16 protein-coding genes are annotated in these 19,450 nt (G+C 64.2%); 11 read left to right on the top strand and 5 right to left on the bottom strand.

Features of this window, described 5'->3' with window-relative positions; translation table 11 throughout:
* Positions 1-12: 12 nt before the first annotated feature.
* Together IT350_02595 and IT350_02590 are read right to left on the bottom strand one after the other, a co-directional pair.
* Positions 13-690, bottom strand: coding sequence for a helix-turn-helix domain-containing protein (locus tag IT350_02595; GenBank protein ID MCC6156913.1), 678 nt, complete (start codon positions 688-690; stop codon positions 13-15).
* 198 nt (positions 691-888) lie between these two features.
* Entirely contained in the window at positions 889-2,439 is a 1,551-nt protein-coding gene (locus IT350_02590; GenBank protein ID MCC6156912.1) for a YifB family Mg chelatase-like AAA ATPase, read from the bottom strand.
* A gap of 310 nt (positions 2,440-2,749) precedes the next feature.
* Between IT350_02590 and IT350_02585 the strand changes: the two genes are divergently transcribed.
* Positions 2,750-4,312: a sigma 54-interacting transcriptional regulator gene (locus tag IT350_02585; GenBank protein MCC6156911.1), complete on the top strand. Its 1,563-nt coding sequence runs from the start codon at positions 2,750-2,752 to the stop codon at positions 4,310-4,312.
* A gap of 193 nt (positions 4,313-4,505) precedes the next feature.
* On the opposite strand, the gene IT350_02580 is transcribed toward IT350_02585, so the two are convergent.
* Positions 4,506-5,507, bottom strand: coding sequence for an NAD(P)-dependent alcohol dehydrogenase (locus IT350_02580; GenBank protein MCC6156910.1), 1,002 nt, complete (start codon positions 5,505-5,507; stop codon positions 4,506-4,508).
* 128 nt (positions 5,508-5,635) lie between these two features.
* Here IT350_02580 and hutU point away from each other — a divergent pair, with 128 nt between their 5' ends.
* The 5 genes from hutU to IT350_02555 all read left to right on the top strand — a co-directional run bounded on the left by hutU (position 5,636) and on the right by IT350_02555 (position 11,567).
* Positions 5,636-7,294, top strand: a complete 1,659-nt coding sequence (gene hutU / locus IT350_02575) for a urocanate hydratase (protein ID MCC6156909.1) — start codon at positions 5,636-5,638, stop codon at positions 7,292-7,294.
* Positions 7,291-8,535: an imidazolonepropionase gene (locus IT350_02570; protein MCC6156908.1), complete on the top strand. Its 1,245-nt coding sequence runs from the start codon at positions 7,291-7,293 to the stop codon at positions 8,533-8,535. The genes hutU and IT350_02570 overlap by 4 nt, the downstream gene beginning before the upstream one ends.
* Positions 8,536-8,550: 15 nt before the next feature.
* Positions 8,551-10,065, top strand: coding sequence for a glutamate formimidoyltransferase (ftcD, locus tag IT350_02565; GenBank protein MCC6156907.1), 1,515 nt, complete (start codon positions 8,551-8,553; stop codon positions 10,063-10,065).
* On the top strand, positions 10,062-10,709 hold the full coding sequence (locus IT350_02560; GenBank protein ID MCC6156906.1) for a radical SAM protein: 648 nt from the start codon (positions 10,062-10,064) through the stop codon (positions 10,707-10,709). Before ftcD ends, IT350_02560 begins: the two co-directional genes overlap by 4 nt.
* 135 nt (positions 10,710-10,844) lie before the next feature.
* Positions 10,845-11,567, top strand: coding sequence for a hypothetical protein (locus IT350_02555; GenBank protein ID MCC6156905.1), 723 nt, complete (start codon positions 10,845-10,847; stop codon positions 11,565-11,567).
* A 536-nt stretch (positions 11,568-12,103) separates the two neighbouring features.
* On the opposite strand, the gene IT350_02550 is transcribed toward IT350_02555, so the two are convergent.
* A complete protein-coding gene (locus tag IT350_02550; GenBank protein MCC6156904.1) occupies positions 12,104-12,934 on the bottom strand; it encodes an NYN domain-containing protein in 831 nt (276 codons plus the stop codon).
* 170 nt (positions 12,935-13,104) lie between these two features.
* The gene (locus IT350_02545) at positions 13,105-14,601 is read right to left on the bottom strand and encodes a hypothetical protein (GenBank protein MCC6156903.1); all 1,497 of its coding nucleotides are present in this window, start codon (positions 14,599-14,601) and stop codon (positions 13,105-13,107) included.
* A 290-nt stretch (positions 14,602-14,891) separates the two neighbouring features.
* Here IT350_02545 and IT350_02540 point away from each other — a divergent pair, with 290 nt between their 5' ends.
* The 5 genes from IT350_02540 (at position 14,892) to IT350_02520 (ending at position 19,407) form a co-directional block, all read left to right on the top strand.
* The gene (locus tag IT350_02540; protein MCC6156902.1) at positions 14,892-15,269 is read left to right on the top strand and encodes a hypothetical protein; all 378 of its coding nucleotides are present in this window, start codon (positions 14,892-14,894) and stop codon (positions 15,267-15,269) included.
* Positions 15,270-15,287: 18 nt separating this feature from the next.
* The gene (locus tag IT350_02535; protein MCC6156901.1) at positions 15,288-16,517 is read left to right on the top strand and encodes a DNA modification methylase; all 1,230 of its coding nucleotides are present in this window, start codon (positions 15,288-15,290) and stop codon (positions 16,515-16,517) included.
* A 199-nt stretch (positions 16,518-16,716) separates the two neighbouring features.
* Complete coding sequence (locus tag IT350_02530; protein ID MCC6156900.1) at positions 16,717-17,700, top strand: hypothetical protein; 984 nt, start codon at positions 16,717-16,719, stop codon at positions 17,698-17,700.
* Positions 17,701-17,821: 121 nt separating this feature from the next.
* A complete protein-coding gene (locus IT350_02525; protein ID MCC6156899.1) occupies positions 17,822-18,739 on the top strand; it encodes a radical SAM protein in 918 nt (305 codons plus the stop codon).
* A 158-nt stretch (positions 18,740-18,897) separates the two neighbouring features.
* Positions 18,898-19,407, top strand: coding sequence for a hypothetical protein (locus IT350_02520; GenBank protein MCC6156898.1), 510 nt, complete (start codon positions 18,898-18,900; stop codon positions 19,405-19,407).
* Positions 19,408-19,450 lie beyond the last annotated feature (43 nt).

The following is a 19,450-nucleotide window of genomic DNA, read 5'->3' as shown; positions in this document are numbered from 1 at the left end:
CGCGCCGACACCTCACACGCTTTTGCGAACCTCCACGACCGCGCCGAGGATCTGCCTACGCATCGCCTTTTGCGGCGCGTGGCGGCGCACGTCGTTCGCCAGAAATCGCTCGTCCATTACGCGACGCACGGTGACCGCATCGTCGAACTTCACGGCGACGAGGTGTCCTTCGATCGCGGCCGCTTCGCGGCTCTCCATGTCGAAGACGATCAGGTCGCCGCGCGCGACCTCGTCGCCCATTGCGTCGTCGGGCATGCGGATCGCGGCGAGGCGCGAGCCGGGCTTGGCATGCGAAACCGTGAACCCTTCCATCGTCTCCGCGCAGACGCGAAAGCACGCGGGATCTCGCCAGGCATCGGGTTTGAGGATGGGCACGGTCTGGAAGTCGTCGCTCGACACGACGCCCGCCTCTCCCGCGTGCACGAGCCGGATCGACTCGGGCATCGGGCGGGAGGCCGCGCCGAATTTCGGCGACCATCCGAAAATCAGCCAGTTGGGCGTCACACCGCACTGCCGGCAGATGTCCACGATCATGTTCAGACCCGGCACGCTCTTGCCGCGCATGTAGTTGTCGATGGTCGTGGCGCCCGTGCCGACGATTCGGGCGAAGCGCGAGTAGTGGCCGCCGCCGAGTTCCTCGATGAGCTCCGAGAGTCGCCCGATAAACCCTTCGTTCTTCGGTCCGCTCATGATTCCTCCGTTCGCCACTCGATATTCGCGGAACGAATCCGCGCGATCGTCGTTGCGACGTGAGTTGGGCGGCGGGGGCGGCCCCGCCGCCGCGTTCGTTTTGAGGACGAGATCCGCTCGCCCGTTGTGCTTTTCCCGTACATTGCGTTTTCCCTCGCGCGCGCCCCGCACTGGGGGAACGGGACGCGGATCTTGTCGCTAAGCCGCACGCAGATTCGACGCGCGGTCGAGGCCGCGGTACTGCACCGCTTCGGCCAGATGCGTCGCGCGCACGGATTCGCAGCCGTCGAGGTCGGCGATCGTGCGCGCGACCTTCAGGATGCGATCATGCGCGCGCGCCGAGAGCCCGAGCCGCTCCATCACCGATTCCATGATCCGGTGGCCATCGGCATCGAGCGCGACGAATTCGCGAAGCTGCGCGGGAGTCATCCGCGCGTTGCACGCCACGGAGGTCCCCGCGAAGCGTTTTGCCTGCACGTGCCGCGCCGCCATCACCCGCGCGCGGATTTGTTCCGACGATTCCCCCGCGCGCGGCGCCGCCAACTCCCGGTAACGCAGCGACGGCACCTCGATGTGCAGGTCGATGCGATCGAGCAGCGGCCCCGAGAGCCGCCGCCGGTAACGCGCCACGGTCTCGGGCGAACACGTGCAGTGCCGCAGCGGTTCGCCGAAATACCCGCACGGACACGGATTCATCGCGGCGACCACGCACACGTCCGCGGGAAACGTCACCTCGGCCGCGCTGCGCACGATCGAGATCGATCCCGTCTCCAGCGGCTGGCGCAGGACTTCGAGTACGTGGCGGCCGAATTCGGGCAACTCGTCGAGAAACAAAACCCCGCGATGCGCGAGGCTCAGCGTGCCCGGGCGCGGCACCCCCACGCCCCCACCCGCGAGACCCGCCGAACTGATCGTGTGGTGCGGGCTCTCGAAGGGGCGGCGCACGACCAGCCCGCGGTCCTCCGGCAGCCGCCCGGCGACGGAGTGGATTTTCGTCACCTCGAGCGCCTCGGCCACGCTCATATCGGGCAGAATCGTGGGCAGGCGCTTGGCGAGCATCGTCTTGCCCGACCCCGGCGGGCCGATCATCAACACGTTGTGCCCGCCGGCGGCGGCGATTTCCATGGCGCGTTTGGCGTGCTCCTGCCCGGCGACGTCGCGATAGTCCAGGTCGCCGCCCTGCCACGCCTCGGCGAGCAGCGCGTCGGGATCCAGCGTCACGGCGGGAATGGCCGTTTCGCCGCGCAGGAACGCAATCACGTCGGTGAGATGCCGGACGGGTACGACTTCGACGCCGCGCACCACCGCCGCCTCGCGCGCGTTTTCCTCGGGAACGATCAGCCCCGTGAGCCCCTGCGACGCGAGCGACGACGCCACCGCCAGCGCGCCGCGCACGCCCCGAATCGAACCGTCGAGACTGAGCTCGCCGACGATCGCGAAGCGTTCCAGCGGGCCATTCTCGGGGACCACGCCGATACCCGCCAAAAGCCCCACGGCGATCGGCAGGTCGAAGCCCGCGCCCGCTTTGCGGACGTCCGACGGCGCGAGGTTCACGGTGTAGTGTCTCTCAGGGAGGTAGTACCCGCTCGTATACAGGGCGGCCTGGACGCGGTCCTTGGCCTCGCGCACGGCGCTGTCGGGCAGACCGACGATGTTGAAGAGGAACACTCCACGCCTGGCGTCGACCTGCACCTCGACGGGTTGAGCTTCGACGCCGATGACCGATGCGGTGTTGACCTTCAAGCCCATATCTCGCGTCCTCCCCCAAAAATCCCGAGCGCCCTGTCCGCGAAACTCTTTTCCAAGTTGCGTGCCGTGTTCCGACAATTCCGTAACTATTTGAATTAATAGCGTTATTATTCGGTGAAGTGGCCGGAAAGCGCACCACGAACTCCGGATTCCGAATTTCGGACTCCGGATTTCGGAGTTCGCCCGGAAAGCGGTGGAACCCCAAAACAGCCTGAGGTGTGCGCCACCGAACCAAAGCTTCATTTGACATTTTCGTCCATTTTGTTGTCGAATATCGGCAACTGTATTTCCCTCTTGAATTGGCTGTGCCATGACCGATCCCGACTCGGACGCCGCGCGTCCCGAATCAGATTCCGCTGTTCCCGCGGCAGCTCCCCAGAGCACCGAGCGCCCACGCCTGCGCGTGCTCTACCAGATCGGCTCGCTGCTCGAACGCGGCCTCAAAGACATCGAGACCCTCGACCGCGTGATGGAGATCCTCGGCGCAAACCTCGGCGTCACGCGCGGAATGGTGGCCATCTTCGAAAAGTCATCAGGGCGTCTGCGTGTCGAGGCGTCGCTGGGTCTGAGCGAGGCGCAAGTCCGCCACACCAGCTACAACGTCGGCGAGGGCGTCGTCGGCCGCACTTACCAGACCGGCCAGACCGTCGTGCTGCCCAGTGTCGGCAAGGATACGGGCGAGGGCGTGCGCGACGCGTCCTGCATCTGCACGCCGATCCGCCTGGGCATCGAGGTCATCGGCACGCTTTCGGTCGAAAAACCCCGCGTGCCGTTATCCGAACTCGCGCAGGACGCCGACCTGCTCCGCGCCATCACCTTCATGATCGCCCACAGCGTGCGGCTGCGGCAGGAAACCTCGGAGATGCACGACCGCATGCACGAGGACCGCGAGCAGCGCGACCGCCTCGCCGAGCGCTTCCGCCACGCGAACATCGTCGGCACCTCGGCGGCCATGCAGGAGGTGTACAGCCTCATCATGCAGGTGGCGCCCACCGACACCACCGCGCTGCTGCGCGGCGAAAACGGCACGGGCAAGGAACTCGTCGCGCAGGCGATCCACTACAACAGCCTGCGTCGCGACGGCCCCTTCGTGCGGGTGAACTGCGGCGCGCTCTCCGAAAGTCTGCTCGAATCGGAGCTGTTCGGCCACGTCAAAGGCGCGTTCACCGGCGCGGTGCGCGATCGCGTGGGGCGATTCGAGGCCGCCGCCGGGGGTACGATTTTCCTCGACGAGATCGGCGATTTTTCGCCGCGCGTGCAGGTGAAGCTGTTGCGCGTCTTGCAGGAGCGCGAGTTCGAGCGCGTGGGCGCGACGCGCACCATTCCGCTCGACGTGCGCATCGTCGCGGCGACGCACAAGCCGCTCGAGTCGATGATTCAGGAGGGTCTGTTCCGCGAGGACTTGTTCTACCGCTTCAACGTCTTCTCGATCCACCTGCCGCCGCTGCGCGAACGCAAGAGCGACATCCTGCTGCTCGCCGATCACTTCTGCGAGACGTATTCGAAGATCATGAACAAGACGGTGAAACGCATCTCGACCCCGGCCATCGACATGCTCATGCGCTACCACTGGCCGGGCAACGTGCGCGAATTGCAGAATGTTCTCGAGCGCGCGGTGCTGCTGTCTTCCGACGGTGCGATCCACGGTTTCCACCTGCCGCCTTCGCTGCAGACCGCCGAGGCGACGCAGACCGAGATGACAGGCTCGCTCGAATCTCAGCTCGACACGTACGAGCGCGAGATCATCATCGAGGCGCTCAAACGCCTGTCGGGCAACGTGGCGTCGGCCGCGCGCGAGTTGAACATGACCTACCGCAAGCTCGCCTACCGCATCCAGGCGCACGGGATCAATCCGAAGCTGTACAAGCGGTGAGAGCGCCCGGCGCGCCGACTCCGCATTTCGGAGATGGTATACCTGTATAACCGTTTAAACGGTTATTCGGTTATAGCGATCGATATCTTGGCGGGACGCCACCCGGGGTTGGAGAATGGGAGAATCCGAATGCCGGCGAACTGTCATGCGTCGGTGCAAAGACGCCGAGCCAGGGCCGCGAGGCTTCGGAAAATCAGACCGTCAGCACGGCGCGGTAGCGAACGGCATTGGCGCGGACTTTCGCGATGGCGTCGCCCGCGGCGGCCAGCGGGAACGTCTCGACGATCGGCGCGATGCCGAAGGTGTCCGCCGTGCGCAGCATCTCGTCCATCATCGCGCGCCCGCCGATCGGGCTCGCCGTGATGCGCCGACGCCGCGCGAGCAGCTTGACGAGCGGCACGCTCATCGGTTCGTTCGGCACGCCGACGAACGTCATCGTCGCGTCGGAGCCCAGCAGGTCGAGGTACGCGGCGAAATCGAGCGCGACGGGCACGGTGCTGATGAGCACGTCGAGATCGCGCGAGCACGACGGCTCTTCGCCCGCGCGCGTCACCACCGCCTCGTGCGCCCCAAGTCGCGAAGCGAGCTCGGCTTTGTCGTCGCTCGTCGTAAAGACCGTCACCCGGTTGCCGAGCTTCGCCGCGAACTGCACCGCGAGGTGCCCGAGGCCGCCCACGCCGATCACGCCGACGTTCTGCCCTGAACGCATCCCCGCGTGACGCAGTGCGGAATACACCGTGACGCCGCCGCACAGCAGCGGCCCCGCCGTCGTGGTGTCGAGTCCTTCCGGCAGACGAAACGCGAAGCGCGAATCGATGACGAGCGCCTCGGCGAATCCGCCGCGCCCGTGAATAATCGTGGCGCGGTTTTCGGCGCACAGGTTTTCGTCGCCGCGCAGGCAGTCGGAACATTGCAGGCAAGCGCCGCGCTGCCAGCCCACGCCGACGCGGTCGCCGAGTTTCAGGTGGGTCACGCCGCCGCCCAGTTCCTCGACGACGCCCACGGCCTCGTGCCCCGGCACGAGCGGATAGCGCGAAGCGCCCCAGTCGTTGTCGATCATGTGCACGTCGCTGAAACAAATGCCGCAGCTTTTCACGCGCACGCGCACGTCCATCGGCCCCAGCGCGTCCGGCTCGTAGCTCCACGGCGCGAGCGCCCCGCCCTGTTCCATCGCCGCCATCGCGCGAATCGCCATCTCGTTTCTCCCTGTTCGTGTCCGATGTTTCTAGCGCGCCGGGCGTGATCGCGTCCAGCGCGCTTTACACCCCTCGACGCCATTCCGATAATGACGGTCGCATCTCACGATCCCACGGGGAGCCCCCCATGTTCCGCCCGCCGATCAGCGCCCCCACCGGCGCCGCGCTCTCGTGCAAAGGCTGGCACCAGGAAGCCGCGCTGCGCATGCTCATGAACAATCTGGACGATCGCGTCGGCGAGGATCCGGCGAACCTGGTCGTGTACGGCGGGCGCGGCAAGGCCGCGCGCAACTGGGAGTGCTTCGACGCGATTGTGCGGTCTCTGCGCGATCTCGAAAACGACGAGACGCTGCTCGTGCAGTCGGGCAAACCCGTGGGCATCATCCGCACGCACGAGGACGCGCCGCGCGTGCTGATCGCGAACTCCAATCTCGTGGGGAAGTGGGCGGACTGGGCGGTCTTCGACGAGCTCGATCGGCGCGGGCTGATGATGTACGGCCAGATGACCGCGGGCTCGTGGATCTACATCGGCACGCAGGGCATTTTGCAGGGCACCTACGAGACCTTCGCCGCCGCCGCGCGGGCGCATTTCGGCGGCACGCTCGCCGGGCGGCTCGTGGTGACCGGCGGGCTCGGCGGCATGGGCGGCGCTCAGCCGCTCGCGGCGACGATGAACGGCGCGGCGTTTCTGGGCATCGACGTCGACGCGGCGCGAATCCGCAAGCGCATCGACACGCGCTACTGCGACCGCATGACCCACTCGCTCGACGAGGCGCTCGCGTGGGTGATGGACGCGCGGGATCGCAGGGAGGCGCTCGCCGTCGGGCTTGTCGGCAACTGCGCCGACGTGATCCCCGAACTCGCGCGCCGCGGCGCCCGGCCCGACATCGTGACCGACCAGACGAGCGCGCACGACCCCATCGGCGGATACGTGCCGCACGGCATGAGCCTCGCCGAAGCGCTCGATCTGCGCGCGCGCGACACCGCCGAGTACCGCCGCCGCGCCGTCGCGTCGATCGGCGAGCACGTGCGCGGCATGCTGGCGCTCATGCGGGCCGGGGCTGTGACCTTCGACTACGGCAACAACATCCGCACGTTCGCCAAGGAAGCGGGCGTGGACGACGCGTTCGCGTTTCCCGGATTCGTGCCCGCCTACATCCGCCCGATGTTTTGCGAAGGGCGCGGGCCGTTTCGCTGGGCGGCGCTCTCGGGCGATCCCGACGACATCCGCAAGACCGACGATTTGGTGCTCGACATGTTCGGCGACCATCCCTCGCTCGCACGGTGGATCGCGCTGGCCCGCGAGCGCGTGGCGTTTCAGGGCCTGCCCGCGCGCATCTGCTGGCTCGGCTACGGCGAGCGCGCGGCGTTCGCGCTGCGCGTGAACGACATGGTGGCGGCCGGCGAGCTCGCCGCGCCGATCGTCTTCGGCCGCGATCATCTGGACTGCGGGAGCGTGGCGAGCCCCTACCGCGAGACCGAGGCGATGAAGGACGGCACCGACGCGGTGGCCGACTGGCCGGTGCTCAACGCGCTCGTCGCGGCGTCGTCGGGCGCGAGCTGGGTGAGCTTCCACCACGGCGGCGGCGTGGGGATCGGCTATTCGCTGCACGCGGGGCAGGTCGCCATCGCGGACGGAACGCCGCGCATGGCGGCGCGGCTCGAACGGGTGCTGACGAACGACCCCGCGATGGGCGTTTTCCGGCACGCTGACGCGGGCTACGACGAGGCGATCAACTTCGCCCGCGAGCGCGACGTGAAGATCCCCATGTTGGGGCCGCGATGATTTTGATCCGCAACATTTCGCGGCTCGCGACGTGCGGGGTCGGACCGGGCGCGCGGCGCGGCGCGGCGCTGGCCGACGCGGGCGTCGTCGAGAACGCGGCGGTGCTGTGCGACGGCCCGGCGATTGTCGCGGTCGGCCACGAGGCCGAGGTGCTGCGTCTTATGGCCGCGCAAAATGCGGAAGTCATCGACGCGCGCGGGTGCTCCGTGATCCCCGGATTTGTCGACGCGCACACGCACCCGGTTTTCGCCCGCACACGCCACGGCGAATACGAGCGACGCATTCGCGGCGAGACCTATCAACAGATCGCGGCCTCGGGCGGCGGAATTTTGTCGAGTGTGCGCGCGGTGCGCGAGGCGGACGAATCGCTGCTGGTCGACATCGCGCTCGACCACGCCGCACGTTTTCTGGAATACGGCACGACGACGATCGAGGCGAAAAGCGGCTACGGCCTCGATTTCGAAAGCGAAATGAAGATGCTGCGCGCGATCCGCTCGATGGGCGAGCGCTCGGCGCTGTCCGTGCTGCCCACGCTGCTCGCGCACGTGGTGCCGCCCGAATACGCGCGCGATCGCGAGGGCTACGTGCGCCTATGGTGCGAGCGCGTGATCCCCGAGGCCGCGGGCGAGGGTCTCGCGCATTTTTGCGACGTGTATTGCGACGAGGCCGCCTTCACCATCGACGAGATGAAACGCATCTTCGCCGCCGCCGCGCGTTGCGACCTCGTCTGCCGTGCCCATGTCGAGCAGCACGCGCGTAACGGCGGCGCGCTCGCGGCGATTCGCGCCGGGGTGACGAGCGTCGATCATCTGGAGCATTTGTCGGGCGACGAAATCCCGGCGATCGCGTCGAGCGGTGCGACGGCGGGGCTCCTGCCCGGTTCGGTGTTTCACCTTGGGCTCGACCGATATCCACCCGCGCGGGCGCTTGTCGACGCGGGTGCGGCGGTGTTTGTCGCCACCGATTTCAACCCTGGCAGTTCGCCCTCGTGGTCGATGCCGATGATGCTTGCCCTCGCGTGCAATCGGATGAAGATGACGCCGCACGAAGCGCTCGTCGCCGCAACCGCGAACGGCGCGGCGTCGCTGGGCCTGGGCGATCGCGGGCGTATCGAGCCGGGCGCGCGGGCCGATCTCGTGATTTTGGATGGGTCCGACGAGCGTCGGATTCCGTATCATTTCGGCACGAATCCGTGCCGCGTTGTCATTGTCGGCGGCGCTGTTGTGTCGCGTCGTATTTGAGTCGGGGGCAAGACCGTGAAGACGATTGTCGAGTGCGTTCCGAATTTCAGTGAAGGCCGGCGACCCGAGGTGATCGACGCGATCGTCGCGGCCATCGCGTCCGCGCCGAACGTTTATGTGCTCGGCCACGAATCCGACGCCGACCACAACCGCGCCGTCGTCACTTATGTCGGCACGCGCGAAGCGGTGGGCGAGGCGGCCCTGCGCGGCGCGGCGACGGCGATGCGCCTGATCGACCTCACCACGCACACCGGCGGGCATCCGCGCCTGGGCGCGGTGGACGTGATCCCCTTCATTCCCGTGCGCGGCGTGACGATGGGCGAGTGCGTGTCGATTGCGCGCGAAGTCGGCGACCGGTTGTGGAATGAGCTCGGCCTGCCCGTGTATTTTTATGAGCAGGCGGCGACGCGGCCCGATCGCGAAAATCTGGCCGATGTTCGTCGGGGCGAATTCGAGGGCATCCGCGACGAGGTGAAGACCAACGCGGCGCGCCGCCCCGATCGCGGCGGTCCGGAACTGCATCCCACGGCGGGCGCGGCGATTGTCGGCGCGCGCAAGTTTCTCGTCGCGTACAACGTCAATCTCGCGACGAGCGACCTCGCCGTCGCGAACCGCATCGCCAAGGCCGTTCGCCATTCGTCGGGCGGATTGCTTTATGTGAAGGCGATGGGCGTGAAGCTCGACGCGCGCGGTATCGCCCAGGTGTCGATGAACCTGACGGATTTCGAAGGAACGCCGATCCACCGCGCGGTCGAGATGGTGAAGAGCGAAGCGGCGCGCTACGGCGTCGCCGTCGTGGGCAGCGAGATCGTCGGCCTCGTGCCGCAGCGCGCGCTCGATGCCGCGGCGGACTTCTATCTGCGCGTCGAGAATTTCTCGCCCGACATGATTTTGGAGAACCGCATCGCGCAGGTCGCCGCGGGCGGCTCCGCCGTCGCGAGCCGCACGCCGCTCGCCGACATGGCCGCGCCGTTTCTCGACGCGGTGGCGGGCAAATCGGCCGCGCCGGGCGGCGGCAGCGTGGCGGCGTTTGCCATCGCGTCGGCCGCCGCGCTCGGGCTGATGGTCTGCGAACTCACGACGGGCAAGAAGAAATACGCCGAGCATGAATCGTGCGTGCGCGACGCCATGGCCGCGCTGCACACAATTTCGGCCCGCGCCCGCGCGGCGATCGACGCCGACGCCGACGCCTACGGCGAGGTGATGGCGGCGTACGCGCTGCCCAAGGATACCCCCGAGCAGCAGGCCGCGCGCACGGCTGCCGTGCAGGCGGCGACGATTCACGCCGCGCGTGTACCGCTGGCGAATGCGAAGCTCGGCGTCGAGGTGCTTCGCGTGCTGCAGGGACTCGACGGGCGCAGCAACGTCAACTGCGCGTCCGATCTCGACGTGGGCCGCATGATGGCGGCGACGGGCGTGCGCGGCGCGCTCGCCAATGTGCGGATCAACCTCGGTGGCATCGACGACGCCTCGGTCGTCGCCGAGCTTCGCGCCGCGGCGGACGCGACGGAAGGCGACCTCGGGACGTGAGCGCGCTGCGCATCCACGAGATCTATCTTTCGGTGCAGGGCGAATCGACCTTCGCCGGGCTGCCGTGCGTGTTTGTGCGCACCACCGGCTGCCCGCTGCGTTGCGTGTGGTGCGACACGGCCTATGCGTTCGAGGGCGGCGAGACGATGGAATGCGCCGACGTGCTCGCGCGCGCGCTGGCGTTCGGCGTGGACTTCGTCGAGATCACGGGCGGAGAGCCGCTCGCGCAAAAAGAGGTCCCCGCGCTCGTGACCCAGCTGTGCGACGCGGGGCGAACCGTGCTGATCGAGACCAGCGGCGCGTATCCCATCGACGCGCTCGACGAGCGCGCCCGCGTCATCATGGATCTCAAGTGCCCCGATTCGGGCGAGGATTCGCGCAATTTGTGGTCGAACATCGACGCGCTGCGCGCGAAGGACGAGGTGAAATTCGTGCTCGCGTCGCGCCGCGATTACGAATACGCCCGCGACGCGATCGCCCGCCACGAACTGCACCGACGCGCGGGGGCGGTGCTGCTCTCCGTCGTCTTCGGCGCGCTCACCCCGGTCGATGTGGTGAACTGGATGCTCGCCGATCGCGTGCCGGCCCGATTCCAGCTCCAGATGCACAAGTTCATCTGGCCGCCGGACGAGCGGGGGGTGTGACGTAGAATTGGGTTTTTGGTTGTTGGTTTTTGGTCGCCGATCGTCCTTGACCTGCCGAAATGGCTTGTTTAACGTGAGCGCCGTTTTTGGGGTCCAGTCGTTGACCGGACGCGGCGGAGAAAGGCCGGAACAAATATGCGGAACGTGAGAACGGGTCGCCGGGTGCGTCCCGCGCTGATCGGCGCGGCCATCGCGCTCTTCGCGCTCGCGGCGGCGGGGACGGCGCTTTCCAAATCGGCGCGCGGACAGCTCTATATGTTCACGAAGTCCACGACGCTCTCCTCCCGTGTCGGCACGCCCTGCACGGCCGACGAGGACACCGCCGAGCGCGCTTACTGCGACAGGACGTATCACTGCAAGGACGGCGAGGTCGCGCGCGGCATGTCGTACAACGTGTCCGTGGTGGACGGCGTCGGCACGCTGACCGGCCTTGGCCTCGTGTGCACCGAGCCCAACGAACTGCTGCTCACCGAGCAGATCGGCGCGACGGGCGCGGAGTTCGGCGGCGAGTCGATCCGCGACACGTGCGACACGGGCTTTTTCCTCACGGGCATGACCGCGGCGACGTCCGACCGGCGCAACGTGACCGGCGTGCGCCGCCAGTGTCGCCGCTACTGGCCCGTGGCCGAGCAGCAGGGCGCGAACGAGTACGGCTCGGGCGTGATCCGCGAGTGGACCGGGTGCCCCGACGGTCGTTTCGTCACCGGCATGAAGATCAGCTACTTCCAGAACGCCGACGGCTCGGGCGCCGATCAGACCATCGTACGCAGCCTGCGTTTCTACTGCTCCGAAATGCGCCACTGGATCGGCGAGCCTGAAGACGTGCGCGACCCGCGCGACCCGGCGATTCGGAAGTAGACCGGTCCGGCTCAAGCCAGATCGAAATCCGATTTCTCGGCCCGCCTCGACGAGGCGGATGATACCCGTCTGCGCCAACGAAAACCGAGATCGTTTTCGACCGCCCCTACCCATAAAAATTTTCTACCATTTTTACGAAACAGAAACGCGAACTTCGTGCGATAGAATCCGTGCGACGAGCGAAAACCCGCTTGCGCGCCATTGAAGCGACGCCGAACGCCTATGTCGGCGGGCTGCTTCGGGAGGTTCAAATTGATGGTCGACTACGCGATCAAGCTCCTGACATGGCTTAGGTTCGTTACCGAGCATTCCGAATTGCTCGCTGGCTTTTGGGTCGTTGGGCTCGTCTGCTTGTGGTTCGTGCAACATCGCGGGAATCGGTCTTCAGGAGACCGAGCGAGAAAACGGGCAGTCGATTTCGAGCTACATGTGAATGTCAAAATGTCCAAGTCCGGAGAACCCGATCTGCGGACGCGACAGCGGAAAGACGATCGGCCCGAATGACGGGTCGAACAGGGTTCGGTCCTTCCGGACAGCTAAATTGTCGTCAAACGCCGGCACGCCGCGAGGAAGGCTTCGCGGAGCGTTCGCTTCTGCTCCGACGTTAGACGGAAATCGCCGGTCGCACGGGTTCCGGCGGACAGGAGCCGTCGATCGATGTCGGCAGGCACGCCGCCTCCGCTGGATTCCTTCAATACGGCGGCGATCTCTTCCCGCGAAAGTTCGCCCGCGATCCGTTCGGCTTCGGAAGCGAGTGACGCCGGTGTCTCGGTGGCCGAATCGATGCTCGCGGCGATCGATGACGTGCTCTCCTCGGCGGAAGTCCTGAAGCCCGGAACCAGCTTCAGAAAACTCTGGACAGAATCAATCGACAACTGACGCACACCGTCCGCTTCCTGGACGAGGAATCCGGACTGGTTTTCGCCGGCGGGCTCTATCCCGATGAGATGAACGCGAACGCCGAACTCCTGCGCCTGCTGTACGCCGACTCGAATGTCTTCGTCTCCGGTCATGAGCACGGCGTCGGCCATCGCGTGATTGCGGGCAAGGTTGATCAGGTCCGTGACGATCAACGAGTCCACGCCCTTCTGTTCCCCCATACGATTCACGAATCCGAGCCGAAGTTTCACATTCGGGCGATAGGCCAAGGCGAGCTGTTGGGGCGTCGCGCCCGTGGCCGTTCCGTCGTACCAATAGAAGCGCAGAAGAGGCAGACCGGTCAGGTCGCGTACGAGATCGTTGAGCACGTTCAGGACGGCGTCGTAGTCGAGATGGAAAGCGCCTCGCGGAAGTTTCTGGCCGGCAATCAATCGCGATCCCGCGGCGAACAGGTATCCCGCATCGACGAACACCGCCGTCCGATCCATTGAAACTCCCCCGAAAATCCGGAAAAGGAAAAGGCCCCGAACATCGAGGCCTCCCTGCGTACGCCGCCCCATTCCACATTAGTCGGGACGGCAATCTCACGCTAACCCCCCTCAATGGGGGCAGTCAAGAATCGTTTCATCTTTCCCGCGACACGATCCCGCACGAAATGTCAGAACCCGCAGCCGCCCCCGTCGTCATCGTCGTCATCATCGCCGCCTCCGCCGTTTTCGGATTCGGTCGGCAGGCCGCACGCGGTGGACAGGCACGCCGCGAGCGTCTCGCAGTCGGTGACGTTCTCGTGATTCACGCACGAGCCCACGCACTCCCAACTGTCGCCGCCGGCCTGGCACGAGTCGTAGGCGGCCTGCGCCTCGAGGTCCACGCCGCCCGACACGAAGGCGAGGTCGCATCCGCCGTAGATGAGGTTCAGCCAGTCGCCGCACGAGCCCGCGCCCGCGTCGTCGTCATCGCCGCCCGATCCGCCCTCGCAACTATTCGTGTTCTCGTCGCAGGTCCGGTCGGCGTCGCACGTGTCGCCCAGGCCCCAGCAAGTGCCCTCGTTACAGGTGTCGTTCGACGTGCAGAAGAACCCGTCGTCGCACGAATCGCCGTCGAGCGATGTCCAGTCCTCGACATCCTCGTCGGTGTCGCACACCTCGCAGTCGTTGCCGGGGCGGTTCGTGCCGTCCTCGTAACACGCGCCGTCGATCAAACAGCCGTCGCAGCCGCTCGTGAACGAGCTGATGAAGTTCACGATCTGCTGATTGAGGCGCACCGAATGGCAGCTCGCGAGCGTCAGCACCGCCGTGATGTTGTAGTCCGAACCGTCCTGATGAAAGACCCCGCTGCCGCTCTGGCCGGGGATGCAGTAGTAGGGATCGGTGCCGAAGGTGTAGTCGGGCCGGATCAGGCGGGAGTCCACGTAATCCGGATACGCCGACTGCCACCACATCTCGTCGCCGGGGTACCCCAGATCGGCCGGATAGCCCGCCGTCTGGAACTCGTTGTCGTAATACCAGGAATTTGACGAGTCGAAGATGTGCCCCATCGGCGCGGGCCCCGAAAACGACGGCACGGCGATGACCGCCCAGTCCTGCGTGTAGTCTTCCCAGTTCGCCCACGAGTCGTTCGTCGCCCAGTTCACCGCGTTCTTCGATCCCCAGGGCGAATTGCCTTCGTCCTGCGCGGGGATCACAATGATCTCGTTGGCGAGGCCGCCGTAATCGTGATTGTAGACGCAGTGCCCCGCGGTCAGCACCGTGCCCGTGTCGTAGATGAACGCGCCCGAGCATCCCGACCAGCCGACCGTTCCGAATCGCAGATACAGGTGCACGGCGGCGCTGTAGGGCGGCGAGGTGGTGTCGTTGATCTGCGTGGGCCCGCCGACCTTGGGGCGCCCCGACGGGCCGCTGTCGAACAGGCGCGGCGTGTCCACCGGCTCGTCCTCGATCACCACGTCGCGGGGATCGAACTTGTAGATCATGTGCGTCGGTCCGCTCGTCACGGTGCCGCGCTCGGGATCGGGAAACGGCATGGGCCGCGCCTCGGCGCGGATTCGCGCGAGTTCCTCGGGCGTGATGACGCGCGCGAACGCGGACGACGCAAAGACACTCAGACACACCACGGCGCACAGCGCCAATACGCCAAACAGCAAGCGACGGTTCACGGAAAACCTCTCCCTCTGGTCCGGCCAGACCGAAGGCAATCCGCTACCACGCGCCCCCGGGAGCGTCAAGACGGCGGGGGGGCGACGCGATTGACGATGCTCGGAATGTGGAACGGTCGCCCACGACTGTGGGCTGCCCCTGCCAATCCGCCATTCGAATACTACCCGCAACTATCGTGACCGACTCCGATTGTCGCGAATGGGCGTGTTTCGTCGTTTAATGCCGCTTGCAAAACAACCGAGAGCGATCTATAGTACTATTGCGTTGTAAAATTTTTGCGCGAGGAGACATGATGACATTCGAAGAAATCGTCGAAGCACTACGCGCCAAAGAATCGCCCGACGCGATTATCCTAATCGCGGAGAATCCGCGTGCTCAGAAGCTCGTCGTCGCGTGGAAAACCGTTGAAATAAGACGCTTGGCCGTCTCCGATTCGTGTCAATCCGGCAGGGGTCCATGGGGTTCAATCGAATTTGATCGACAACAATGGTATCGACATGCGGGGCTTTCCCCTTTTGAGGGTCAGCGTGATGCCGAATGCCTTATTGCCAATAGCATCGTTTATCCCGACGGAACGATTCACGAGTACGTGCAAAAATTTCTTAACTCCTTGGTTGCAGAACGCATCGCAAGATATCACTCCAGCAAAACTCAACGGAAGAAATAACCCACTGGAGGCACCAAAATGTTGAAAGTGCAATACTTGAAAACAGAAAATCTAAGACCGTGGCCAGAAAACCCCAGAAAAAACGATCACGCCGTAGAGGTGGTTGCCAAAAGTATCAAGGCATTTGGTTTCAACGTACCCATAGTCTGTGATCATAACTTCGTTATCGTTGCTGGCCATACTCGTTGGAAGGCAGCAAAATCGCTTTCGCTCGCGGAAGTGCCGGTCGTCGTCGTTGAACTGTCTGATCCCCAGCGCCGAGCCTTCTCGGTTGCAGATAACAAGACTGCAGAGATCGCCGATTGGGATTTTCCCGGTTTGCGCCAGATTCTGAAAGGACTGGAATCTGACGAGGTTTCGCTCGACGCCATCGGGTTTTCGAATGAAGAACTCAGACGGATTCTTGATGATGACGACGCAAAGGAAAACATCCCTGCGATCGCTGAAAAAACTGAAATCAGATTTGGAGATCGGTTTGAACTCGGAAGTCATCGATTGATTTGCGGAGATTCACGCGAACCGTCGTCGATACATCTTGGCGTAGATGAGCGACCAGTCGATCACATATTCGGTGGCCCTCCGTATTTCAACCAACGCGAGTATGCTCAGTGGAGTAGCTACGATGAATATCTGACCGATATGCAAAAAATAATCGTCAATTGCTTTGATAATCTCAAAGATGGGGGCGTTGTCACATGGAACATAGCGAACGGAGTAGAAACGGATCACAACCACGTTGCACATCATGCAAGCATGTTTGAAGATGCAGGATTTCGATTTCTAGATACAATAGTTTGGGTCAAACCTCATGCCAACTACAGTGTTCCACGAAATTTGCATATCCAAAGAAATCATCTCTACTATCCAGCATTACGCTGGGAAGCGTTGCTTGTATACCAGAAACCTGGACCGTTGACTCGAATGACTGATCAGTCGGCGAGATATATGGCTGATCACCACTCAGACGTTTGGGAAGTAGCGCCCGTTACCAAACAGCAAGAGAGCTATGGACATCCCGCTGTCTGCCCTGTAGAATTGCCTTACCGATCGATTTTGGCTTACGCCGGTCCCAAATCGGCCCGCATCCTCGAGCCGTTCGGCGGCTCTGGAACGACCCTCATTGCCGCGGAGATGGCCGGTCGTAGTGCGATCCTGGTGGAGAGAAAACCCGAATACTGCGATGTCATCCTACGGCGCTGGCAGAAGTTCACGGGGATGCCCACCCGGCGAATCGAGACTCGGACGTGAGTCGCTCGCGCATCCAACGCAACAACTGAACCTGCTTACCCGGACGCGGGAGACAGCGCTTTCGGACAACTCGCGTCCACCCCGCGCTCCGCGTTTTTTTCACGTCGAACGCATCGTCCTCGCCAAGGGCAGCCTGTCGACACCGGAGCGGCGCGATCTGGTCGAAAGAATCTGCGCCGTCTACCCCGATGCCGAGATCATGGAAGCCTCGGATGTCGCGCACAACGCGGTGGACCTCGGCGAGGACGACATGCTCGCGCGACACTACCGGGGGAAGCGAACGCTGGTGTTCGGCGAGCACAAGGATCCGCTGCGTTTTAGCGAAGAGTCGGAAAACATCTGCCCGAACTACTGGCATTTCTCGCCATACGGTTTTTGCGCCTACGACTGCAAATATTGTTATCTTGCGGGAACCATGGGCGTGAAGTGGTCGCCGACCGTCAAGATCTTCGTGAATCTGCCGGAAATTCTGGACGCGATTGACCGCGTCGCGAACCGACGCGCGCGGCAGACGGCTTTCTACCTCGGCAAGCTCCAGGATCCCATGGCGCTCGATCCCCTGACCGGCTACTCACGCACGCTCGTACCGTTCTTCGCCCGGCATCGATATGCCCAGATGACGCTCCTGACGAAGAGTGCCGACGTGGACAATCTCCTCGACCTCGAACACGCGGGGCGAACGCATCTTTCCTGGAGCCTCAACCCGCCCGAAGTGTGCGAAGAGTTCGAGTCGGATGTTCCCACGATCGACGAACGGATCGACGCGATGAACGCGTGCGTCGCGGCGGGGTACCCTGTGCGCGCCATCATCATGCCCGTCATTCCGACGGACGGATGGCGCGATTGCTACGCGCGTTTTCTGCGTCGATTGTTGGTGGAGGTTCCGCTGGTCCGGCTGACATTCGGAGCGATATGCATCTACGATGGGGCCAGGCGGCTCATGGAACGGAAGATGGGCCGCGAGAACGCGATCTCGGTTCACCTCGAGCGCCCGCGTCGCGATGGCGGCGACGGTCGCGGGCGCTACGAGGCGGGTCTGCGGGAGGAGATGTACGCATTCCTGACGAACGAGGCTCGCGCGCTCCGACCGGACCTCGATCTGGCGCTGTGTCTCGAGGAGAAAGACGTCTGGCGGGCGACGAATACGATTCAGAATCTCGGGCGATGCAACTGCCTGCTGTGATCGAAATTTCGGCGAAGGATCGAGCCGAACATCCAGGGAGTTTGACGGGGCGAGGGGGGACACAAAGAAAGGCCCAGTTGCTCGACCAGGCCCGGGAGGTGGAATTTGCCGGAGATTCTCCTTGAGCAGAGAAAGGCCCCCCATTCTGGCGCGGCCGAGTCTACCCTGCCTGTCCGATGCGTACGTCATCAATCTGACCGCGGGGTGCCCTCTTCGATGCCGGTATTGTTACGCGCAATCGTACCGGAATAACCCCGGTGATGGCCGAATATCCTTCTACGCCGGCAGTGCGAAACGGCTGGAGGCTGAGCTAGCACGGAAGAAGCGGAAACCCAGGCTGGTCTATTTCAGCTCGGCGACGGACCCGTTCATTCCGATTCCGGCGATTTTGGACGAGCAGTTTTCCATGATGGAGATGCTGCTCGCGGAGAATATTCCCCTGCTGATCATGACGAAGGCCAAGATCCCGGATCGCTTTCTCCAGTTGTTCTCGAGGCACTCCGACCGCGTGAATGCACAGGTGGGGTTGACCACGACCGACGATCGCGTGCGTTCAACGTTCGAGCCCGGCGCGACCTCCGTGGCCGGTCGGCTGCGGAACATTTCGTATCTCGTCGAAATCGGCGCTCGCGTGGAGCTGCGGATGGACCCCTTGATCCCGATGTTGACCGACACGGATTCCTCGCTCGTGGCTCTGCTCCGGGAGGTGTCGGGGCGCCGGTGTCGTGAGGCCGCCGCATCGTTCCTGCACATCCGCCCGGCGATTCGCCCTGCGATGGCCGTCCGATTCAAAGATTGGGACTTCGACGCGGTCATGCGACGTCTCTACGTAAAGACGGCCAGGCTTGGCGGGGAAGGCTGCGCGATGTTGCTGCCGTCCGAAGAGTACCGCCGCGAACGGCTCGGCGCGATGGAGCGGATGGCCGGGGAATTCGGAATCACGATCAAATCCTGCGCGTGCAAAAATCCGGATATCGTCGCGGGAAAATGCCACGATCGGTTGCCTTCCGACGATGAGCAAATGGATCTTTTTCGATAATTCCGCCGCCGCCGCACGCTGCATTGGTGTTCCTTGGACGCCATACCAAGCGGACATCCAAAGGCACGCCCCCTTCCCGATAGCGCTCGTGCTAAACTCCACTGAATCGAGGATGTCTCTCGGGATTTTCTTCGACGCGGATCGAAAGGATGCTTACCATGAAAATCGGTTGCGCCTGGCAGAGTTTCTTGACTGTCGCCATCGCGGCTCTGGTCGCCGGCTCGCTCTCGTGCGCGAGCGACGATGGGAACGGCGGCACGGAAGAGAGCGACGCCTCGCCGGTGTTCGACGTTTCGCAGAGTGCGTGCGTGGATGAGGCGAACAAGGCGTCCACTGTCGAGCGCGTTCGATTTGCGATCAGCGACGGCGTCCTCGGCGTGGTTCACGAGAATGCGTGCCGCAACTGCGGATTCGAAGTCGCGGTCGAGGCCACAGTCGGCGAGGGATCTCTGGTCATTGACGAATCGGATGTCGGCGAGAATCCGGCCATGTGTTCCTGCCTGCACGACGTGGAATTTCGGGTCAACGGCGTGACGCCGGGGACGTGGACGATTGCGTGGCACAGCGTGGAATTCGGCGGGGATGACCACGTGCTCTTCGAAGTGTCTTTGGATCTCGCGGAGACGGAAGAGCATGTGTTCGAAGTCGGCGCGGGATCCTGCGTGTGAAGCGCTTCGTCGATATGAGGATGTCGCGCGGCGGGCCGGGCGC

The sequence above is a fragment of the Deltaproteobacteria bacterium genome (genome assembly GCA_020845895.1).
Lineage (GTDB): Bacteria > Lernaellota > Lernaellaia > JACKCT01 > JACKCT01 > JADLEX01.
The sequence above is the reverse complement of the archived record's forward strand: the minus strand, read 5'-3'. Positions and strand labels throughout refer to the sequence as shown.

What these genes read in the sequence shown, in the direction of transcription:
- IT350_02530 (MCC6156900.1), top strand. Translation starts at nt 16,717, where the DNA reads ATGGAAGCCTCGGATGTCGCGCACAACGCGGTGGACCTCGGCGAGGAC.
- IT350_02555 (MCC6156905.1), top strand. Translation starts at nt 10,845, where the DNA reads ATGCGGAACGTGAGAACGGGTCGCCGGGTGCGTCCCGCGCTGATCGGC.
- IT350_02590 (MCC6156912.1), bottom strand. Translation starts at nt 2,439, where the DNA reads ATGGGCTTGAAGGTCAACACCGCATCGGTCATCGGCGTCGAAGCTCAA.
- IT350_02540 (MCC6156902.1), top strand. Translation starts at nt 14,892, where the DNA reads ATGATGACATTCGAAGAAATCGTCGAAGCACTACGCGCCAAAGAATCG.
- IT350_02570 (MCC6156908.1), top strand. Translation starts at nt 7,291, where the DNA reads ATGATTTTGATCCGCAACATTTCGCGGCTCGCGACGTGCGGGGTCGGA.
- IT350_02585 (MCC6156911.1), top strand. Translation starts at nt 2,750, where the DNA reads ATGACCGATCCCGACTCGGACGCCGCGCGTCCCGAATCAGATTCCGCT.
- IT350_02550 (MCC6156904.1), bottom strand. Translation starts at nt 12,934, where the DNA reads ATGGATCGGACGGCGGTGTTCGTCGATGCGGGATACCTGTTCGCCGCG.
- hutU (MCC6156909.1), top strand. Translation starts at nt 5,636, where the DNA reads ATGTTCCGCCCGCCGATCAGCGCCCCCACCGGCGCCGCGCTCTCGTGC.
- IT350_02535 (MCC6156901.1), top strand. Translation starts at nt 15,288, where the DNA reads ATGTTGAAAGTGCAATACTTGAAAACAGAAAATCTAAGACCGTGGCCA.
- IT350_02520 (MCC6156898.1), top strand. Translation starts at nt 18,898, where the DNA reads ATGAAAATCGGTTGCGCCTGGCAGAGTTTCTTGACTGTCGCCATCGCG.
- IT350_02595 (MCC6156913.1), bottom strand. Translation starts at nt 690, where the DNA reads ATGAGCGGACCGAAGAACGAAGGGTTTATCGGGCGACTCTCGGAGCTC.
- IT350_02580 (MCC6156910.1), bottom strand. Translation starts at nt 5,507, where the DNA reads ATGGCGATTCGCGCGATGGCGGCGATGGAACAGGGCGGGGCGCTCGCG.